Annotated in this window: 17 protein-coding genes; 8 read left to right on the plus strand and 9 right to left on the minus strand. The window is 68.6% G+C overall.

Annotation, left to right across the window (positions count from 1 at the left end; translation table 11 throughout):
* Nucleotides 1–6: 6 nt before the first annotated feature.
* The 3 genes from GGR88_RS07255 to GGR88_RS07265 are packed head-to-tail and all read right to left on the minus strand — an operon-like array spanning nucleotide 7 to nucleotide 5625.
* On the minus strand, nucleotides 7–1383 hold the full coding sequence (locus tag GGR88_RS07255) for a spinster family MFS transporter (protein ID WP_167953881.1): 1377 nt from the start codon (nucleotides 1381–1383) through the stop codon (nucleotides 7–9).
* Nucleotides 1380–3047 (minus strand): class I adenylate-forming enzyme family protein, encoded by a 1668-nt coding sequence (locus tag GGR88_RS07260; RefSeq protein ID WP_167953882.1) that lies wholly within the window; start codon nucleotides 3045–3047, stop codon nucleotides 1380–1382. Before GGR88_RS07260 ends, GGR88_RS07255 begins: the two co-directional genes overlap by 4 nt.
* Before the next feature lie 13 nt (nucleotides 3048–3060).
* Nucleotides 3061–5625, minus strand: a complete 2565-nt coding sequence (locus tag GGR88_RS07265) for a TonB-dependent receptor (protein ID WP_245196459.1) — start codon at nucleotides 5623–5625, stop codon at nucleotides 3061–3063.
* 353 nt (nucleotides 5626–5978) lie between these two features.
* Between GGR88_RS07265 and GGR88_RS07270 the strand changes: the two genes are divergently transcribed.
* Together GGR88_RS07270 and GGR88_RS07275 are read left to right on the plus strand one after the other, a co-directional pair.
* Nucleotides 5979–7244 (plus strand): cytochrome P450, encoded by a 1266-nt coding sequence (locus tag GGR88_RS07270; protein ID WP_167953883.1) that lies wholly within the window; start codon nucleotides 5979–5981, stop codon nucleotides 7242–7244.
* A 1-nt stretch (nucleotide 7245) separates the two neighbouring features.
* Nucleotides 7246–8388: an oxidoreductase gene (locus GGR88_RS07275; protein ID WP_167953884.1), complete on the plus strand. Its 1143-nt coding sequence runs from the start codon at nucleotides 7246–7248 to the stop codon at nucleotides 8386–8388.
* A gap of 5 nt (nucleotides 8389–8393) precedes the next feature.
* On the opposite strand, the gene GGR88_RS07280 is transcribed toward GGR88_RS07275, so the two are convergent.
* Entirely contained in the window at nucleotides 8394–9155 is a 762-nt protein-coding gene (locus GGR88_RS07280; RefSeq protein ID WP_167953885.1) for an SDR family NAD(P)-dependent oxidoreductase, read from the minus strand.
* A 137-nt stretch (nucleotides 9156–9292) separates the two neighbouring features.
* Here GGR88_RS07280 and GGR88_RS07285 point away from each other — a divergent pair, with 137 nt between their 5' ends.
* On the plus strand, nucleotides 9293–10105 hold the full coding sequence (locus tag GGR88_RS07285) for a ThuA domain-containing protein (RefSeq protein ID WP_245196460.1): 813 nt from the start codon (nucleotides 9293–9295) through the stop codon (nucleotides 10103–10105).
* Nucleotides 10106–10128: 23 nt separating this feature from the next.
* Here GGR88_RS07285 and GGR88_RS07290 read toward each other — a convergent pair whose 3' ends face one another.
* Nucleotides 10129–10851, minus strand: a complete 723-nt coding sequence (locus GGR88_RS07290) for a TetR/AcrR family transcriptional regulator (RefSeq protein ID WP_167953886.1) — start codon at nucleotides 10849–10851, stop codon at nucleotides 10129–10131.
* A 62-nt stretch (nucleotides 10852–10913) separates the two neighbouring features.
* On the opposite strand from GGR88_RS07290, the gene GGR88_RS07295 reads away from it, so the two are divergent.
* Both GGR88_RS07295 and GGR88_RS07300 read left to right on the plus strand, forming a co-directional pair.
* A complete protein-coding gene (locus tag GGR88_RS07295; RefSeq protein WP_167953887.1) occupies nucleotides 10914–11708 on the plus strand; it encodes a TIM barrel protein in 795 nt (264 codons plus the stop codon).
* Entirely contained in the window at nucleotides 11705–12445 is a 741-nt protein-coding gene (locus GGR88_RS07300) for a 3-oxoacyl-ACP reductase FabG (protein ID WP_167953888.1), read from the plus strand. Before GGR88_RS07295 ends, GGR88_RS07300 begins: the two co-directional genes overlap by 4 nt.
* Before the next feature lie 10 nt (nucleotides 12446–12455).
* On the opposite strand, the gene GGR88_RS07305 is transcribed toward GGR88_RS07300, so the two are convergent.
* Nucleotides 12456–13343: an acyl-CoA thioesterase gene (locus GGR88_RS07305; protein WP_342449745.1), complete on the minus strand. Its 888-nt coding sequence runs from the start codon at nucleotides 13341–13343 to the stop codon at nucleotides 12456–12458.
* Between the two features lie 118 nt (nucleotides 13344–13461).
* On the opposite strand from GGR88_RS07305, the gene GGR88_RS07310 reads away from it, so the two are divergent.
* A complete protein-coding gene (locus tag GGR88_RS07310; protein ID WP_167953889.1) occupies nucleotides 13462–13950 on the plus strand; it encodes a MaoC/PaaZ C-terminal domain-containing protein in 489 nt (162 codons plus the stop codon).
* Between the two features lie 22 nt (nucleotides 13951–13972).
* Here the strand turns inward: GGR88_RS07310 and GGR88_RS07315 are convergent, their stop codons facing one another.
* Nucleotides 13973–15184 carry an aromatic ring-hydroxylating oxygenase subunit alpha gene (locus tag GGR88_RS07315; RefSeq protein WP_167953890.1) on the minus strand — a complete coding sequence of 404 codons (1212 nt, stop codon included), beginning with the start codon at nucleotides 15182–15184 and terminating at the stop codon, nucleotides 13973–13975.
* Between the two features lie 99 nt (nucleotides 15185–15283).
* On the opposite strand from GGR88_RS07315, the gene GGR88_RS07320 reads away from it, so the two are divergent.
* Together GGR88_RS07320 and GGR88_RS07325 are read left to right on the plus strand one after the other, a co-directional pair.
* A complete protein-coding gene (locus GGR88_RS07320) occupies nucleotides 15284–16075 on the plus strand; it encodes a sugar phosphate isomerase/epimerase family protein (protein ID WP_342449746.1) in 792 nt (263 codons plus the stop codon).
* Nucleotides 16072–16596, plus strand: coding sequence for a VOC family protein (locus GGR88_RS07325; RefSeq protein ID WP_167953892.1), 525 nt, complete (start codon nucleotides 16072–16074; stop codon nucleotides 16594–16596). The genes GGR88_RS07320 and GGR88_RS07325 overlap by 4 nt, the downstream gene beginning before the upstream one ends.
* Before the next feature lie 9 nt (nucleotides 16597–16605).
* Here GGR88_RS07325 and GGR88_RS07330 read toward each other — a convergent pair whose 3' ends face one another.
* A complete protein-coding gene (locus tag GGR88_RS07330) occupies nucleotides 16606–17082 on the minus strand; it encodes a VOC family protein (protein WP_167953893.1) in 477 nt (158 codons plus the stop codon).
* Nucleotides 17079–17876, minus strand: coding sequence for an SDR family oxidoreductase (locus tag GGR88_RS07335; protein ID WP_167953894.1), 798 nt, complete (start codon nucleotides 17874–17876; stop codon nucleotides 17079–17081). The genes GGR88_RS07330 and GGR88_RS07335 overlap by 4 nt, the downstream gene beginning before the upstream one ends.
* Nucleotides 17877–17935 lie beyond the last annotated feature (59 nt).

The raw sequence follows: 17935 nt of genomic DNA on the forward strand, positions 1-17935 counted from the left end.
TCCTCGTCAGCGCGCCTGACCGGCGTCGATACGCAGCAGCCTGCGATAGCCGCGAAGCGCGCGCCAGAGGAAAATGGCGGAAAGCAGCGATGCGCCGGCGCAGGTCAGCGCGAGCGACCGGCCGACCATCGCCGGGTCGGCGAACACATAGTCGGTGAGGACGGCGACGATGGTGGGCGCCGCACCCAGCCCAGTGACGCTGACCGCGAAGACGTAAACGGCCGATGCGATGCCGCGCATCCGGTTGGGAGTGACGAGCTGGAGCGCGGAGGACGCAAGCGCCTGCGGGATGCTGTAGGCGAAGCTCGCCAGCGTCGCGATGGCGAGCGCGGCGGCCGGGCTCGGCGCGATCAGGAGCGCCGACGAGATGCCGATCAGCGCGAAACAGGCGGCGAAGGGCACGAGCATCAGCGCGTCGGCGCGTCCGCGGCGTTCGACCTGGCCCGCGATCCACGGCCCGGCGAGGACGCCCAGCGATCCGGTGACCAGGACGGCGGCGCCGTAGCGGAGCCCGACATCGCCCGCCGCCATGCCGAACTGGCGGATCAGCATGGCCGGCATCCAGGCGGGAAAGGCGTAGAGCGTGATGACCAGCAGCGCCATGCCGGCATAGAAGTTCAGGTAGAAGTCGCGCCGGTCGCGGAACAGGCGCCATACCTCCGCCATCGGGATGCGGTCCTGCGAAGCGACGGCGGCGATCTCGCGCCGTGGCGGCTCCCGCACGGCGAGCAGCATGGCGGCGATCAGAAGGCCGGGCAGCCCTGCGCAGATGAAGACGACCTGCCAGGGCTGGAGCGTGCCCACCAGCGGCAGGTCGGTCAGGTCCCATCCGGCCGCGCTGTCCAGCAGCAGCCCGCCGAAGATCAGCGCGAGCCCGCCGCCGATATAGGGGCCCATCATGTAGATGCTGAAGGCGCGCGGGATGAGGCGCGCGGGGAAGCTGTCGGCGATGATCGACCAGGCCGCAGGCGTCAGGCAGGCTTCGGCCGCGCCGACGCCGAAGCGGGCGAGGAACAGCTGGCGATAGCTCTGCGACAGCCCGCACAGGCTGGTCGCGACCGACCAGATGCCGACGCCCATGAACAGGATCGCGCGGCGGCTGCCGACATCGGCGAGACGGCCGAACACGGGCGAGAACAGGATGTAGCCGCCGGTAAACGCCAGCCCCTGGAGCAGGCTGAGACGGGTGTCGTCGAGATCGAAACTGGCTTTCAGGGGCTCAACAAGGAGGTTCAGCACCTGCCGGTCGATGAAGCTTGCCGTGTAGGCGAGCATCAGGACCGCGATCAGGTACCATTGCCGGAAGCCCGGCGCCGCCGGCTCGTCGACGCGCGTCGCGGCCGGGCCAAGGTCGGCGGCGACGGGCGGAGCGACCGCGCTCATGCCCCGGCCCTGGTGTAGGCGGTCACGTCGATCTTGCCGTCGGGCACGAAGGCGCGGCGCAGCTCGAACTTCTGCACCTTGGTCGCGCTCATCGGCCAGCTGTCCACGAAGCGGACGTAGCGGGGAATCTTGTAGCTGGCGATGCTGCCCAGGCAGTGGCGGATGAGCGCGTCCTGGTCGAGGCTGTGACCGGGATTGAGCTCGATATAGGCGGCGGCCACCTCCATCAGGCGGTCGTCGGGAACGCCGATCACCTGCGCCATGCGGACCGCCGGGTGCGTGACCAGGAAGCTTTCGAGCTCCACGGCGGCGACATTCTCCCCGCCGATCTTGAGCATGTCCTTCAACCGGCCATCATAGATGAGGCGCCCGCCCGGCCCGATGCGGCCGAGATCGCCGGTGTGGAGCCACCCGTCCGCGCTCACCGCGCGCGCCGTCGCGTCGGGATCCCGGTAGTAGCCGGCGAAGATGCCGAAGCCCTTCAGGCAGATTTCCCCGGCGACGCCGTCCGGAACGGGCCGCCCTTCCTCATCGACGATGCGGGCGGTCATGCCGGGAAAGAGCGAGCCGCTGGTCTCGTAGAGCAGATCCTCCGGATCATCGAGGTCGCTGTAGCAGGGCACGCCGGTCGCCTCCGTCAGCCCATAGCTGTTGACCGCGACCGCGCCGGGAAACAGCTCCCCATAGCGCCGCAAGAGATCGGGCGGGCCGACCACATGGTTGATGCGGAGTGCCGCCTGGTCGTAGGCGGCAAAGCCCGGATGCGTGACCAGCGCCGAGATGATGGTCGGAAAGCCGGCATAATGGACGGTCGGGCGCTCCACCTTCAGCAGGTCCATGGCGTCGTCCGGGTTAAAGCGGTCCATGCCGATGAAGCAGGCGCCCGCGGCGCGGCACGCGGCCATCGGCAGCATGGTGGACATGTGGAACAGCGCGAGCGGGTTCCAGACGCGATCATCGGGCGTCAGCCTGAAGCGCGTCGCGAGCGCATCGGCGGTCAGCGCCAGCGAGCGGTGGGTGAGCATGCACGCCTTGGGCCTGGACGTGGTGCCCGACGAGAAGATCATCATGCCGACCGAGTCCGCCCGGACGGCGGCGGCGCGTTCGATCACCTCGTCCGCCGCCACGCTGCCGGCGGCGGCGTGGAACGCGGCATCGGCGGGCCAGCTGCCGGGGCGATCGTCGCCGATCTCCACAAGGCCGCGCAGGGCCGGGGCCGCCGCGACCGACAGCGGCCCGCCGTTCCACCGATCCAGCTCCGGAAAGATCGCGCGGAGCATCGGCCGGTAATCGGTGAAGCGACGCGCATGGCCGCCGACGATGAGCAGCGACACGTCCGACTGCGGGATGACGTAGGCGAGATCGTCCGCCCGGTAGCGCGCGTTCAAGAGCACAGCGGTCGCCCCGACGAGGTTGGCCGCATAATAGAGGATCACATAGTCCCAGCAGTTGGGCATGAGGATGCCGACATGGTCGCCCGGCCGCACGCCGAGGCCGATCAGCCCGCGCGCCCGCTCCACCACTTCATCGAACAGCTGGCTGTAGGTCGCGGAGCGGTCCCCGAAGCGGAGCGCGCGCCGATCGGCGAAGCGATCCGCCGCCGACCGGAGGACGCCGCCCACGCTGAAGGGATCGAAGACGGCATCCACGGTCTTGATGATCAAACAACGACCCCTTTCACATCCGCCACGTCAGCTGGAGCTGCACCGTGCGAGGCATGGCCAGGAAGCCGACCTGATCGGCGATGCGGCCGTTGACCGTCCCGGTGCCGGAGCCCGAGCCGCTGGCATCGTTGACGCCGGTCACGATGAACTGGTTGGTGAGGTTCTTGCCGATCAGCGCGAGCTCAAGCCCGCTGACCTCCGACCGGAGGCGGACGGACGCGTCGAGGTTGATGTAGGCATCCTGGCGCGACAGCGGCGAGCCGAACGACGAGACGAGGTAGCTGGCCGAATAACGGCTGTCGACGGACGCGCCGAGCACCAGATCCCCGTCAAGATCATGTTCGTAGCGTGTGCCGAGCGAAGCGGTCCACAGCGGCGCATCCGACGTCGGCACGCCGTCCAGGTTCTGGCCGGGCGTGCCGGGCGCCAGCAGGTTGGGGAAGCAGCCTTCCGACGGCCGCTGCCCGCCATAGCAGGGCGCGATCGAGTCCCCGTAGCGGGCCCGGTTGTAGTTGACGCTGCCGTTGAGGTTGAAGCCCGGCAGCGCGCGCGGCTGGAATTCGAAGTCCGCCTCCACGCCGCGCGTGGTGACGCTGCCGGCGTTGACCGAGTTGTAGGCGAGCAGGGCGCTGTCGAGATAGGTGACCTGAAGGTCGTCGAATTCGTAGCTGTAGAGGCCGATATTGAGGCTGAGCTGCCGGTCGAACAGCAGCGCCTTCACGCCGCCTTCGAACCCCGCGGCCGATTCCGGCTCAAAGGTGAAGAAGTCGGTGGGCGTCACCGGCGTCTGGATGGAGCTGTTTGAGAAGCCGCCCGATTTGTAGGCGGTCTTGTAGGCGCCGTAGACCGTGATGTCGTCCGTCACCAGCCAGGTGACCGTCGCTTCGGGCGACCAGTTGGTGAAGGTCTGGTCGGCCGTCAGCGGCACATTGACGGCATAGTTGGTGCCCGCAAAGCGCGGGTTGGCATATGGCTGGACGAACAGGCTGTCCTTGGTTTCGTGGATGTAGCGGACGCCGCCGGTCACCTCGATCGACGGAATGATCTTCCACAGGAGCTGGCCGTAGGCCGACAGCGTTTCGCCATCGGTGAAGCTTTCCTTGGCATAGGTGACATAGCGGTAGCCGGCCGGCGCTGCGCTGTTTTCCGACCCGTTGTTCAGCACCAGCTGCGAGAAGTCCCGCCGCGTGTTCTGATAGTAGCCGCCGACCAGGAAGTTGACCGGGAAGTCGAAGTCGCTGGAGGCGCGCAGCTCAGACGAATAAGCGTGATACTTGCTGAGCTCGGTCCCCCAGATGTTGACGGTGGGTGACGACTGGTAATCCAGGTCATTGGACCACTTGTTGCGGTTCCAGTTGTAGTTGTTGACCGACACGATGGTGATGTCGTCCAGCGCATATTCCAGCGTGCCGGTGGCGCCCCAGCTTTCATATTCGTTGAAGTTGCGGCCGTCGGAGCGGGCGTAGCGGGTCTGCGCCGCGATGTCGGCCGGCAGGTTGTTGACGCGGGCGCCGAAGGTGCGGGTGCACGGCACGCCCGGCGACGTCGTGCTGAACCCGGTGCCGCAGGCGAAGACGGAGTAGTTCCAGGTGCCCGGCATGGTCTCGTTCCAGCCGTAGTTCGCCTTCACCGTGGCGGTCAGCCGGTCGGTCGGCTCCCACACCAGGGTGGCGCGCGTCAGGATCTCGCGTTCGTTGGGGCCATTGTCGGGCGACGCGCCGGCGATGTGGGGGGTGTTGGGCGCCACGGTGGCGCGGGTCGGCGTGTCGCGCGTGTTGTAGGTGATCGGCCCTGCCCGGTTGTCGAACAGGCTGTCGAAATCCTTGGACGCGCGCACGGCCAGGCGGAAGCCGAGCGTGTCGGTGAGCGGACCGGAGACATAGCCTTCGCCCAGCAGCTTGCCGGCGTTGAACTCGTATGAGGTCCGCGCCATGCCTTCCCATGTATCGGTCGGGTTGGCGGTGGAGATGGAGATGACGCCGGCCGTCGCGTTCTTTCCGTAGAACAGCGATTGCGGCCCTTTCAGGATCTCAACGCCGGCAAGGTCGAAGAAGCCTTCGTTGATGGTGCGGCCCTGACCGTAATAGACGCTGTCGACGATCACCGCGATCGACTGCTCCGTGCCGATCGACAGCGAGTTGGAGCCGATGCCGCGCAGCGTGAGCTGAGCACCCGATCCGGTGGCGTTGCGGCCGATGGCGAGCTGGGGCGTGGCGGCGGCGATCCGTTCCAGGCTGGTGATGTCGCGGGCGTCGATCTGTTCTGCGGTGATGGCGGTGAGGGACACGGGGATGTCCTGCGCCGTTTCGACCCGCCGGCGCGCGGTGACCACGATTTCGCCGAGGCCGCCGGCCGCGTCCGGTCCCTGCGGCGCGTCGGCATCCGCAATCGACGCGGGACTGGCGGGATCGGTCTGGAGGCCCTGTTCGGTCGGTGTCGGCGCGGGGCCGCTGGTGACCTGCGCGGCCGCAGCACCCGGCAGCGCCATCGCGATCAGCGCTCCGCCGGCAAGAAGAAGCGGACGGAGCCGGGCAGTATCCGGCCGGCTGGCACGGGTCGACGCCATGTCGATGCTCATTTCAGTTCCCCTCGTCGCTGGCGGCTTTGCCGCTCTCGAACCATGCCCGGGCCAAACCGAACTCAGGTCCATGCCTGAAACTTAGCGCGCCTTACTTTTAAGGCAATCGCCTTTTTATTGTGCGTTGCGGGATGAGAGCTGCCCAGTCGAACTGGTGATGTCGGAAGCCTAGTTATGCTGCGGATGCGGTCATTTTTTTGCCGTTTTCGTTGCAGTTGCGGACGTATGCGGCGACTCGTGCCCGCATGCCGAAGGCCAAGACGCTGCCTCATCAGGCTTGAAGTCCTAAGTCGTCTGGTCCACGTTGAGCAACGCTTCATAACAGTGAGGCACAGCAGACCACGGGAGAGGTCATGGCCGACGCCGCCGCACCGAGCCTTGAGCAAATGAGCCTGCTCGACCCGCACACGCAGAGCGATCCGTTTCCCATGTACGAGGCGATCCAGGCCGCGCCGGGCATCTACCGCATGCCGGAAACGGGCTTCTTCATCGTCACCCGCTATGCCGACCTGCGTGCCGTGCTGATGGATGCGGAGACCTTTTCCAACGACGTCGATCGCGCGTCGCTGCAGGGGCCGGAGCTGTCGGCCGCCCACTCAGCCTATATGACGGAGCGCGGGTGGCCGCACATCCAGACGCTGCAGCGGACGGATGCGCCCGTTCACTCCCGCTACCGCAAGCTGGTCGACCGGGTGTTCACGGTCGCGCGGGTGCGCGAGATGGTGCCGCGCATCGAGGCAAGGGCGCACCGGCTGATCGACGCCTTTGCGAACCGCGGCGAGTGCGACTTCGTGGCCGAGTTCGCCATGCTGCTGCCGGGCATGATCCTGGCCGAGGAAATGGGGCTGCCGCCGACGGAGGTGGCGACGTTCAAGCGCTGGGCGGACGCGATGCTGGCGCCGGCGTCCACCCGGATGACCGCCGAAGAGCTCCGCCGCGTCGCCGATACCGAGCTGGAGGCGCAGCACCATCTGGCGGGCCTGTTCGAGGCGCGACGGCGGGAGCCGACCGGGGACCTGATCTCCGGCCTGGTCCATGCCCATGGCGACACGGACGAGCCGCTCAGCATGGCCGAGCTGCAGAGCGTGATGAGCCAGCTGATCGGCGGCGGGTTCGAATCGACCATGACCGCGCTTGGCCATGCGCTGCTGCAGCTGATCCGTCACCCGGACGAGATGGCGTTGCTGCGGGCCGACCCCAAGCGCATCCGCGGCGTGGTGGAGGAAAGCATCCGCATGGAAAGCCCGACGCAGGGCCTGCGCCGCCGCGCCACCCGCGACGTGGAGCTGAACGGGACGCTGATCCCCAAGGATGCGGTGGTGATCGTGCGGTACGGCGCGGCCAACCGCGACCCGGACAAGTTCGCCTGCCCGCACCGCTTCGACCCGACGCGCGCCAATGTCGGGCAGCATCTGGCATTTGGCGCGGGCGCGCATTTCTGCGTGGGCGCGGTGCTGGCGCGGCAGGAGATACAGACGGGGATCCTGGCGATGCTGGAACGGCTGGACGACATTCGCCTCGCCCGCCCGCTGGCGGAGCCGGTGCACCGCGCCAATTTCCTGACGCTGCCGCTTCGCGAGCTGCCGATCCGCTTCACCCGCAAGCAGCCGGGCGCCTGACATGCTGGCCGAGGAGCGGAGCGCCGCCGCCGTGCTGTTCGAGCCCGTGCGCATCGGGTCGATGCAGGTGCCGAACCGCATCGCGATGGCGCCGATGACGCGCGAGTTTTCGCCCAACGGCGTGCCGGGAGCGGACGTGGCCGCCTATTACCGGCGGCGCGCGGCCGGCGGCGCCGGGCTGATCATCACCGAAGGCATGGCGGTGAACGCCGCCGGCGCGCATGACGGGCCGATCCCCGTGCTCTTCCAGCCGGAGGCGGCCGCCGCCGCAGGCGCGATCGCCCGTGCGGTAAAGGCGGAGGGCGCGTGCGTGATCCCGCAGCTGTGGCATGTCGGCGTCCAGGACACGCCGACCACGGTCAATCCGGCAACGGTGAAGCAGCGCCCCCGCCGCGTCGGTCCGTCCGGTCTGTCGGGCGCCGGCGAGGCGAGCGGCGATGCGCTGGACGACGAGGGCATCGCGCAGACGATCGCCGACTTCGCGGCCGCGACCCGGGCGGCCATCGCGGCCGGGTTCGACGGCGTCGAGATCCACGGCGCGCACGGCTATCTGCCCGACCAGTTCCTGTGGCCCAAGACCAACCGCCGCGCGGATGGCTGGGGCGGCGAGGTGGGCGGACGGACGCGGTTCCTGGCGGAGCTGATCCGCGCCTGCAAGGCAGCGGCGGACGGCCGGCCCGTGATCCTCCGGATGTCGCAATGGAAAAGCTCCGACTATGCGGCGCGGCTGGCCGACAATCCGGGCGAGCTGGAGGCGATCCTGGCGCCGCTGGTGGCGGCAGGCGTCGATGCCATCCATTGTTCCACCCGCCGCTTCTTCGAACGCGGCTTTGCTGGCGATCCGCGCACGCTGGCGGGATGGGTCAAGGCGCTGACCGGGCTGCCGGTGATCGCGGTCGGATCGGTGACGCTGGCGACCGAGTTCAAGGACGGAACGACGGAGGCGAGCGGCGGGATCGCGGAAAGCGGCGCGCGCAGCGCCGACGTGGACGATGTCGCCCGGCTGATCGATGCGGGCGAGTTCGACCTGATCGCGGTCGGGCGCGCGATGATCGCCAACCCGGACTGGGCCGCGCTCGTCCGCGCCGGGCGCGCGAACGAGCTGAAGCCTTTTTCAAAGGCGCTGCTGGCGACGCTCGAGTGAGCGGATCAGCGCGGTGCCATGCGGATCGCGCCGTCCAGCCGGATCACCTCTCCGTTCAGCATCGGATTGGCGATGATGGCGCGGACGAGCTCGGCATATTCGTCTGGCCGGCCGAGCCGGCTGGGGTGCGGCACCTGTGTGCCAAGCGAATCCTGCGCGGCCTGTGGCAAGCCCATCAGCATCGGCGTGAGGAAGATGCCGGGCGCCACGGTCATCACGCGGATGCGGTGCTGCGCGAGGTCGCGTGCCACCGGCAGCGTGAGGCCGACCACCCCGCCCTTCGATGCGGCATAGGCGGCCTGCCCGATCTGCCCGTCATAGGCGGCGACCGAGGCGGTGTTGATGATGACGCCGCGCTCCTCCCCGATCGGCTCGGCCGCCGCGAGGCGCGCGGCGAACTTCGCGATGAGGTTGAAGGTGCCGATCAGGTTGATCTCGATGGCCTTCCGGAAGCTGTCGAGCGGATGCGGCACATTCTCCTTGCCGACGGTCTTGATGGCCGGTGCGATGCCGGCGCAGTTCACCAGGACGCGGGCGGTGCCATGCGCCGCCTCCGCCCGGTCGAGCGCGTCGGACACGCTGGCATCGTCGGTGACGTCGGCCTTGATGAACAGCCCATCCACCTCCGCCGCATGAGCGGTGCCGGCATCCTCGTTCAGGTCGAGGATCGCAATCCGCGCACCCGCCGCCGCCAGCATCGTCGCGGTCGCGCCGCCGAGCCCGGACGCGCCGCCGGTGACGATCGCCGCCACATTGCCCAGTTCCATCCCATCCTCCTTCGTTTCTTTGGGTCCGCTCTGCCGATCCTGACCGGATCGGGCAACGTCCCTCACATAAGGCGTTTGCCTGAAACAGGTGACTGGCATAGCCTTCCGGGAAAGCAAACGCGGAAAGGAGAGCCGGGTTGGCGGGCACCGAGAGGTTGAACCTGTTCGTGGCGGCGAAGGGCCATGCGTTCGAGCGCGACCCGTTCGAGGCCATGCTGCGTGCCATCGGCATGGAGCCGACGATGGTGGACCAGCCTGCCGCCGCCCAGCTGATGAACCCGGATGCGTTGAAGCTCTACGACGCGGTGCTGCTCTACGACATGCCGGGCATGGACTTTCGCGCGCCGCGCGAGGAGCGACCGGGGCTGACGCCGGCGCCCGACGCGCTGCAACGGGGTTTCGCGGCGCTCCTGGAAAGCGGCAAGGGGATCGTGGCCCTGCATCACGCCATCGCCGGCTGGCCGGCCTGGCCGGCCTATGCCGAGGCGCTTGGAGGCACCTTCCTCTACAAGCCCGCCACCGTGCGCGGGGCGGAGCGGGCCGGATCGCGCTATGTGCCGCACGCCCGCTATGCCGTGCGCCGGATCGGCGACCATCCGGTGCTGGCCGGCGTGCCCGACAGCTTCGAACTGGACGACGAGCCTTATCGCTTCGAGACATTCGACGAGAGCTTTGTCCCCTTGCTGGAGCGCGCCGAGCCGCTGGACGGCGCGCTGTTCCAGTCGGCGACCGATGCGATCCGGCGAACAGGCGCCGAGACAGCGCCGGCGGTCGCGGACGACCGGCGCGTCATCGGCTGGGCGAAGGCCGCTGGAAACAGCCCGCTTGTGTACCTGCAACCGGGCGACGGGCCGCAGACCTATGCGCACCCGGTGTTCCGCACGATCCTGGGCAATGCGCTTCGCTGGGTGGCGTCGCCGGAGGCACGCGCCTGGGCCGCATCCGCATGAGGCGAACGGGCCACGTCGCCGCGTCAGTCCTCGCTGGTCTCGACCTCCGGAAGATCGAACAAGGGGCCGCGCCCGGCAGTGTAGGGCGCGGTCAGCGCGGCGGCCGCCTGATCCAGCGTGTCTTCCACCAGGATCTCGAGCGGGATGTTCTGGTCCGGCCGGGGAAAGCCGCCGTCGCGGCGCATCAGCATGTTGAGGAACATGAGCTTGGCAGAGGCGATGCGCAGCCGCAGCATGTCCGCCGGCACATGCGGCACGCGTTCCGCCAGGAGGCGGCGCACCCGGCGCAGCGCCGGCACCGGCACCTCCGGATCGTCATAAGGGTGCGAGATGCCGGCGATGCGCGCGCGCGTGAGGTAATGCGCCAGGAACGCCGAATAGGGATGGCCGCCGCCCGCATCCGCGATGCTGAGGTGCGGGAAGCACAGGATCTGCAACAGAACCTTGGCGTCCGACAGCCGATCGGCCGCCTCCGCCTCGTCCAGCATGCGCGCGCGCATCGGCTCGAACATCGCGGTGCGGTGGTCGAAGATGGCGTAGACGAGCTGTTCCTTGCTGCCGAAATGATATTGGACGGCGGTGTTGTTGCCCTGCCCGGCTTCAACCGCGATCTCGCGCAGGGCGACGCCGTCGATGCCGCGATCGGCGAAGAGCCGTTCGGCCGCTTCCATGATCTTGATCCGCGTGGCGCGCGAGACATCGGCGCGCTTCCTTCCCGTCCGGATCTCCGCCGCCGCGCTTGCCATGCCGACCCTTGCCCTTGTTGTCTCCCGGCACGATCCTATCGGCCGCTTCCGGTCGCGGCAACGTGACAGGACGCCAGATCGGCCTTGCCGCACAATGTGTTCCGGGCCTGTCGCCCGAAGAAACGGTGCGGGTGGCGGCGGCCGCCGGCTTCGACCTGGTCGGCGTCACCATCGATCCGGACAGCTGGTCGGCCAAGCGCGCGGCCGAGGTCCGGCGGATCGCGGCGGGCGAAGGCATCCGCCTGCACGATGCGGAGGTGATCCGCCTCAGCCGGCCCGACGATCCGGCGCATGCCCGCCTGATCGACCACGCGGCGGCGGCCGGCATCGCGCATGTGATCGTCATCGGCCTGATGGCGGATCGGGCGGCGCTGATCGATGCGGTCGCGCGGCTTGCTGCCCATGCCCGGGACGCGGGCGTGCAAGCGGTGCTGGAGTTCGGGGCCTTCACCGATGTGCCGGGCCTGCCGGATGCGCTGGCCATCGCGGATGCGGTGCCGGGGTTGGCCGTGCTGGTCGATCCGCTGCACCTTGCCCGGTCCGGCGGGGTGCCGGACGACGTGGCGTCGGTGCCGGTCGAGCGCATGCCCTATGTGCAGTGGTGCGACGGCGGCGCCCCCCTGCCCGCGCCCGACCGCGCCGACCTGCTGGAGGAGGCGCGTGCGCGGCGGCTGGACGTCGGCGGCGGCACGCTGCCGCTCAGCGACCTGCTGACGGTGCTGCCGCCCGGCATGCCGTTGATGACGAAGGTCCGGTCGACTGCCATCGCGGCGCGCTTCCCCGATCCGGTTGCCCATGCGCGGCACCTGCACGCCAGCCTCGCGGGCTGGCTCCACGCTCAAGGAGGTCTGCCGTGACCGACCGTGTCGCGATCGTCACCGGTGCTGCCCAGGGGATCGGGCGCGGCATCGCGCACCGGCTCGACGCGCTCGGTCACCGGCTGGTCCTCCTCGACCGCGATGCCGGCGCGCTGACGGAAGCGGCGGCGACGCTGTCGCGCCCGGCCACCGCCATCGACCTCGACGTGGCCGACCCGGACGCCGTCTCCGAAGCGATCGGCCGGGTCGCGCGCGACCATGGCCGGATCGACATCCTCATCAACAACGCCGGCATCTCCCCCGCGCATGGCGGCCGGTCGGTCGCCGTCGAGGACATCGCGCTGGACGAATGGGACCGCGTGATGGCGGTCAACCTGACCGGCAGCTTCCTGACCTGCCGCGCCGTGCTGCCGGTGATGAAAGCGGGTGGTTGGGGCCGGATCGTCAATTTCTCGTCGATGGGCGGGCGCATGCGGTCGCTGCTGTCGGGCGCGCATTATGCCGCCACCAAGGCGGGGATCATCGGCTTCACGCGCGTGCTTGCCGGGCAGGTCGCGCGCGACGGTATCACCGCCAACTGCATCGCGCCCGGCCGCATCGACACGCCGCAGAGCCGGTCCTTCGGCGGCGACGAGACGTTTCTGGCGCAGCTCCCCGCCGGGCGGCTCGGCGCGGTCGAGGACATCGCCGGCGGGGTCGAATATCTGGTCAGCGATGCCGCCGCCTATGTCACGGGCACCGTCCTGGACATCAACGGCGGGCACTACATGCCGTGATCGGCACCGCTCAATATTTCGCCTCGTCGAGCAGGCGGATGAGGCCTTCCTGCACCACCGATGCGACCAGGGTGCCGTCTTGCCGGTAGACCAGGCCCCGCCCCACGGTGCGGGCGCCGCCGGCCCGCGGGCTGTCGAGCGCGTAGAGCAGCCAGTCGTCGACCCGGAAGCGGTCATGAAACCAGATCGCGTGATCCAGGCTCGCGTCCTGCAGCCGCCGGTCGGCCCAGCCGATGCCGAGCGGCAGGAGGCCGGTGTGCATGACGTAAAGGTCCGAGATGAAGGCGAACAATCGCTGATGTTCGGCCGGATCGTCGCCGATGCGGTCGCGCAGGCGGATCCAGAAATGGCGAACCGCCGGCTGGGCGGGCGGATCGAAGCTAACGAAGGGTTCAACCGCGCGCATGTCGAAGCCCGTATCGCGCAGCCAGAAGCTCTGGTGGCGCGGCGACAGGCGGTCGCCCAGCGCGTCCATGATCACGCGCTGGTCGACCAGCGTGTCCGGCGCGGGCACGTCCGGCATGGCGAACTGGTGCGCGCCGCCCGGCTCCAGATCGTGCATGGAGGCCGAAAGACTGAGGATCAGCCGGTCGCCCTGCATCGCTTCCACCCGGCGCGCGGAAAAGCTGCGGCCGTCGCTGTCGCGGCGAACGACGAAGTCGATGTCGGCGTCGCGATCCCCCGGGCGGACGAAATAGGCGTGGCAGCTGTGCGCCACACGGCCCGTCGCAACCGTGCGCTGGGCGGCCGAGAGCGCCTGCGAGATGACCTGCCCGCCATAGAGGCGCGGCATGCTGCTGCGGTGCGCGCGGTAGCGGAAGCGGTCGGGCTCAACCTCGTCATAGACGAACAGCCGCTGCAGCCGTGCGCGGCCGTCCAGATCGTCATCGCCCCACACGCCCCATCTCCTTTTGAACGATCCTTCCATATCGGACATGAGGCGTCCAGCCGCGACATGGCATCGGCCCGAATGATAGATGAGGATCACTGATGAAGCAGCAGGAGGGCCTGAGCCGATGACCGCGTTCCAGCCGGTGAAACCGCACCGGACGTTCGAGGACCTGAGCGTGGGCGAGCAGCGCACGTCCCGCAGCATCACGGTGACGGAGGAGGAGATCGTCCGCTTCGCGCGGAGCTATGACCCGCAGTGGTTCCACAGCGATCCGGAAGCGGCGCGCCAGTCCGTGTTCGGGGAGGTGGTGGCGAGCGGCATCCACGTGCTCGCGCTCTGGCGGCAGCTGGACCACGAGATCAACGCGGACATCGATTTCGTCTGCGGGGTGGGGTGGGACGCGCTTCGCCTGAAGCGGGCGGTGCGGGCGGGCGACACGATCCATGTGACGTCCGAGATCGTCGAGCTGCGGCCCTCAGGCTCGACGCCCGACCGGGGCACGGCGATGACGCGCTATGCCGTGGTGCGGGCGGACGGGACCGAGATGCTGACCTTCACCAGCATCAACCTTGTGTATACGCGGGCGGGGCGGACCCGGGCGGGCCGCGACTGAGGCCGACGGCTCCCGGGGATGCTCAGTGCTGGACCCAGTCCTCCAGCACCTGCTCCACCCGCGCCTCGGGCGGAACCTGGTTCAGGCCGATGCGGCGGTCCAGCTCCTCGTGCCAGTGGTAGATGCGCCGCTCCTGATAGTTGAGCGGCATGCCGCGAAAGCCCGGGCTTTCCAGCGACTCCTGAATCTGCGGGCCGAATTGCAGATCCTCGTAGAGGATGCGTTCCCAGTTGCGGATCCGCTTCTCCCACAAGGGATCGGGGTTGGCGGCGTCGTAGTCCGGCGCGATCCAGGACGAGACGATCCGGCAGCTGCGGTCGGACGTCGGCCAGAACTGCAGCAGCGGGATACCGCTGTCGGACGGCGGCATCACGAAATTGGGGTAGATGTGGTAGCTGACGTTGTTGTTGGCCGGCACGTCGGTGACGGTCGGGATCTTGGGCATGCCGATGGTGCCGGGATCGACCCAGTCGGGTCGCCGGTTGGGCGTGCACATGCGGCTGTGTCCGCGCGGCCAGAGCGTCACGATCATGCCGCGGTGATCAAGGAAGCGGTCCACCGTCGACTGGTGGATCGACTTGATGTGATAGACCTCAAGAAAGGCGTCCAGCATCACCTTGACGTTGCAGCCGACATCGTAGGAGCGGCTGTCCACCAGCCGCAGCGTGTCGAGCGAGAACTGGTCGAGCTCGTCCGCCATGGGGCCGAGATGGTCGAGCAGCGGCTCCGCCTCCGGATCCTCGTTGACGAATATGAGGTTGCCCAGCCGCTCGCAGCGGACGGCGACCAGCGAGCGGCAGGAAAAGTCCAGGTCGACGAAGTCGCGCTTGTCGCGCACCGCCGTCAGCTTGCCGTCGAGCGTGTAGCTCCACCCGTGATAGGCGCACACGAAGCCGCGCGAGACGCCCGCATCATCGCTGACCAGCGGGGCGCCGCGATGCTGGCAGGTGTTGTAGAAGGCACGCACCTCCCCCTGCAGATCCTTCAGCACGATGATCGGCGATCCCGTGGAGCGGGTCAGGAACCACTGGCCGGGCTTTTCGACCTGGTCGACATGCCCGGCATAGAGCCAGGCGCGCTTCCACATCCGCTCCTTCTCAAGGCGCAGGAACTCGGCATCGGTGTACCGGACGCCGGGGATGTCGGGCAGGTTCGGAAAGCCCTCCGGCGGGCTCTTCCGGTCGCGCTCGAACGCCATGCGGTCGTGATCGCTGATCGGTGCCTGAACGTTCATGGGGGAGCCATCCTGAATGTCGATTGACACAGCCTAGCACGGCTTCCGATAAAAACAATCATGAATGACTTTTTTGCAGGATCAGCCCCGCGCCTCTCAGTGCATCAGCTGACGGCACTGGATGCCCCGCCCCGCATGCTGACGGACGCCGCGGCTGCCCTCGGCTGCGCAGGCGTGTGCCTGTTCACCCATGTGCCCGACGCGGCGCGCGGCAAGTTCCCGGCCGTGACGCACGACGATGTGCAACCGCTTCGGTCCGCACTGGCGGCGGCGGGGATGGTGGTCGCCAATGTCGAGGTGTTCCCGCTCGACGGCGCACCGATTGAAGGGTTCGCCACCGGCCTCGACCTTGCCGCGCTGCTGGGGGCGGTGCGTGCGACCGCGCATGTCCACGGCGCCAGCGGGCAGGAAGCGATCGATCGCTTCGCCGCATTCGCCCGGCTGTGCCGGACGCACGGCATCGTCGCCGGCTTGGAGTTCAACCGCTTTTCCGCCGTGCCTGACCTGCCCACCGCCGCCGCCATCGTGCGCGCGGTGCGGCCGGAACCGGCGGACATGGTGCTCGACCTGCTCCATCTGGTGCGGTCCGGGGGCACGCCGGCAGAGGTCGCGGCTGCGGCGGACCTGGTCAGCTATGCGCAGGTGAGCGACGGCCCGGCGGCGATCGATGATGGGGGGCGCTGGCACGAGGCGGTGAGCGAGCGCATGCTTCCTGGTGAGGGCGCCTTCCCAATATCCCGGTTGCTGTCTCCCCTACGATCTGGCACGATCATCAGTGTGGAAGTGCCTCGCAAATCAGCCCGCCTCGCTGGCGCCGGCCCGGTCGACCGGATCGGGGCTGCGGTGGCGGCGACCCGGGCGATCCTGCACGCCGGCGGTCCGCCACGATGATCGCGCATCCGCCGGTCGAGCAGATGGCGTGGGTGGTGCCCGACCTGACAGATGCCTGCCGCGCGTGGCACGCCGCGCTGGGCATCGGCCCGTTCCTCGTCAGCCGCAATTTGCCGATCGCCGATGCGCTGCACCGCGGCCGACCAAGCGCAACGCGCTTCTCAACGGCGGTCGCGCAGTCTGGATCGGTGCAGATCGAGCTGATCGAGCAGCATGACGCCGAACCCTCCGTCTATCGCGACACGGTGCCGGCGGGCGCGACCGGGTTCCACCATGTCGCGGTCGTCGCCGCCGACTTCGATGCCGAATGCGCGCGGCAGAGATCGCTGGGCCATGCCGTGGCGAGCGAAGGGCGCGTCGGCGACATGCGCTTCGCCTATTTCGATGCCACCGCCACCATCGGCCACATGATCGAGGTGGTGGAGGAAAAGGACGGCATCCGCCGATTCTTCAACGCGGTGCGGCGAGCGGCCGACGGCTGGGACCAGGATCCGGCCACCCTGATGCGGGAGCTCGGCTGACCTGCGGCCTCAGCCGGCGCCCTGTCCGCGAAGCGCCTCGAACCGGAAGGCGCAATCCGGATCGACGATCTGAAGCAGTTCCACGACATTGCCGTCGCAGTCCCGGCCATAGGTGGCGCGGGTGGCGGCGGCACCGCCGGGCGGGCAGTGAAACTCCATTCCCAGCGCGCTCAACCGGGCATGTTCTGCCACCACGTCGTCACAGTAGAGGCAGAGATGCGTGATGCCCTTGTCACTCATCCGCGGGCGCACGGCCACGCCATCCGGAGCCGCAAACTCGAACACCTCGATGTAGAGATTGCCCAGCCGGAGAAAGGCATAGCGTGCGGCGCTGCCATCAAGCTGGAGCATGCGATCGACACGGTCGTTGCCGCGGTCCCAGCCGCCGCCGCCCGCCCGCTCGAACCCGAACCAGCCCGTGTAGCAGTCGACGAGCCGGTCGAGATCGGGCGTCGAAATGGCGAGGTGGTGGACGCCGCGGATCATGCCACCGAACTGGCCCGCGCCGCCTGCACGGCACCTGCGATCTCCGCATTGCGTGGGTTGCGGCGAAGCGTGAGCCCGCCGTTCACCTGCAGCACCTGACCGGTCATGAAGCACTGGTCCGAGGCGAGCCAGACCGCGGCGTCGGCCACATCCTCGATCGTGCCGACGCGGCCCAGCGGGTATTCGCGCGCGAAGGCATCGATGATCGCCTGGTTCCTGGACGCCCGCGCCGTCATCGGCGTGGGCGTGAAGCCGGGCGCGATCGAATTGGCGCGAATGCCGCGGTGGCCGAATTCGTTCGCGACGCAACGGATGACGTGATCGGCACCGGCCTTGGTGCCCATATAGGCGGCGTGATCCTCCAGCATGATGGAGGCGGTGGCGGACGAGATCTGGAGGATCGATCCGCCATCGCGCATGCGCCGCAGCATCGCCTGATAGAACAGGATGGCGCCCGTGAACTGCAGCGCGGTGACGCGCTCGATCTCCGCCTTGCTGGTCTCGAGAAAGGGTTTGAGCAGGCCCCAGCCGGTCGCATTGAGCGCGATGTCGATGCCGCCGAAGCGATCAACCGCCAGATCGGCCAACGCTGCAAGTTGCACCTCGTCCGTGATGTCGCAGCCGATCCAGGCGGCGCCGACCTCATCGGCGAAGGCGGCAAGCGCGTCTTCGTTGCGGCCGGCGACCACCAGCTGCGCCCCTTCGGCCAGGAACCGCCGCCCGATCCCCTGCCCCATGTTGTCGCGCCCGGCCGCGCCGATGATCACGGCGACCTTGCCGTCGAGCATACCCATCGCGTCTCTCCCTCTCGCCTGTTCCGGCCCGATCGAAGACAGCCGTGCCGGTTTGTGGC

Source organism: Sphingomonas jejuensis, assembly GCF_011927695.1.
In the GTDB taxonomy this organism is placed as follows: Bacteria; Pseudomonadota; Alphaproteobacteria; order Sphingomonadales; family Sphingomonadaceae; genus Sphingomonas_K; species Sphingomonas_K jejuensis.

What these genes read in the sequence shown, in the direction of transcription:
- GGR88_RS07255 (WP_167953881.1), bottom strand. Translation starts at nt 1,383, where the DNA reads ATGAGCGCGGTCGCTCCGCCCGTCGCCGCCGACCTTGGCCCGGCCGCG.
- GGR88_RS07265 (WP_245196459.1), bottom strand. Translation starts at nt 5,625, where the DNA reads ATGAGCATCGACATGGCGTCGACCCGTGCCAGCCGGCCGGATACTGCC.
- GGR88_RS07270 (WP_167953883.1), top strand. Translation starts at nt 5,979, where the DNA reads ATGGCCGACGCCGCCGCACCGAGCCTTGAGCAAATGAGCCTGCTCGAC.
- GGR88_RS07275 (WP_167953884.1), top strand. Translation starts at nt 7,246, where the DNA reads ATGCTGGCCGAGGAGCGGAGCGCCGCCGCCGTGCTGTTCGAGCCCGTG.
- GGR88_RS07280 (WP_167953885.1), bottom strand. Translation starts at nt 9,155, where the DNA reads ATGGAACTGGGCAATGTGGCGGCGATCGTCACCGGCGGCGCGTCCGGG.
- GGR88_RS07290 (WP_167953886.1), bottom strand. Translation starts at nt 10,851, where the DNA reads ATGGCAAGCGCGGCGGCGGAGATCCGGACGGGAAGGAAGCGCGCCGAT.
- GGR88_RS07310 (WP_167953889.1), top strand. Translation starts at nt 13,462, where the DNA reads ATGACCGCGTTCCAGCCGGTGAAACCGCACCGGACGTTCGAGGACCTG.
- GGR88_RS07315 (WP_167953890.1), bottom strand. Translation starts at nt 15,184, where the DNA reads ATGAACGTTCAGGCACCGATCAGCGATCACGACCGCATGGCGTTCGAG.
- GGR88_RS07325 (WP_167953892.1), top strand. Translation starts at nt 16,072, where the DNA reads ATGATCGCGCATCCGCCGGTCGAGCAGATGGCGTGGGTGGTGCCCGAC.
- GGR88_RS07330 (WP_167953893.1), bottom strand. Translation starts at nt 17,082, where the DNA reads ATGATCCGCGGCGTCCACCACCTCGCCATTTCGACGCCCGATCTCGAC.
- GGR88_RS07335 (WP_167953894.1), bottom strand. Translation starts at nt 17,876, where the DNA reads ATGGGTATGCTCGACGGCAAGGTCGCCGTGATCATCGGCGCGGCCGGG.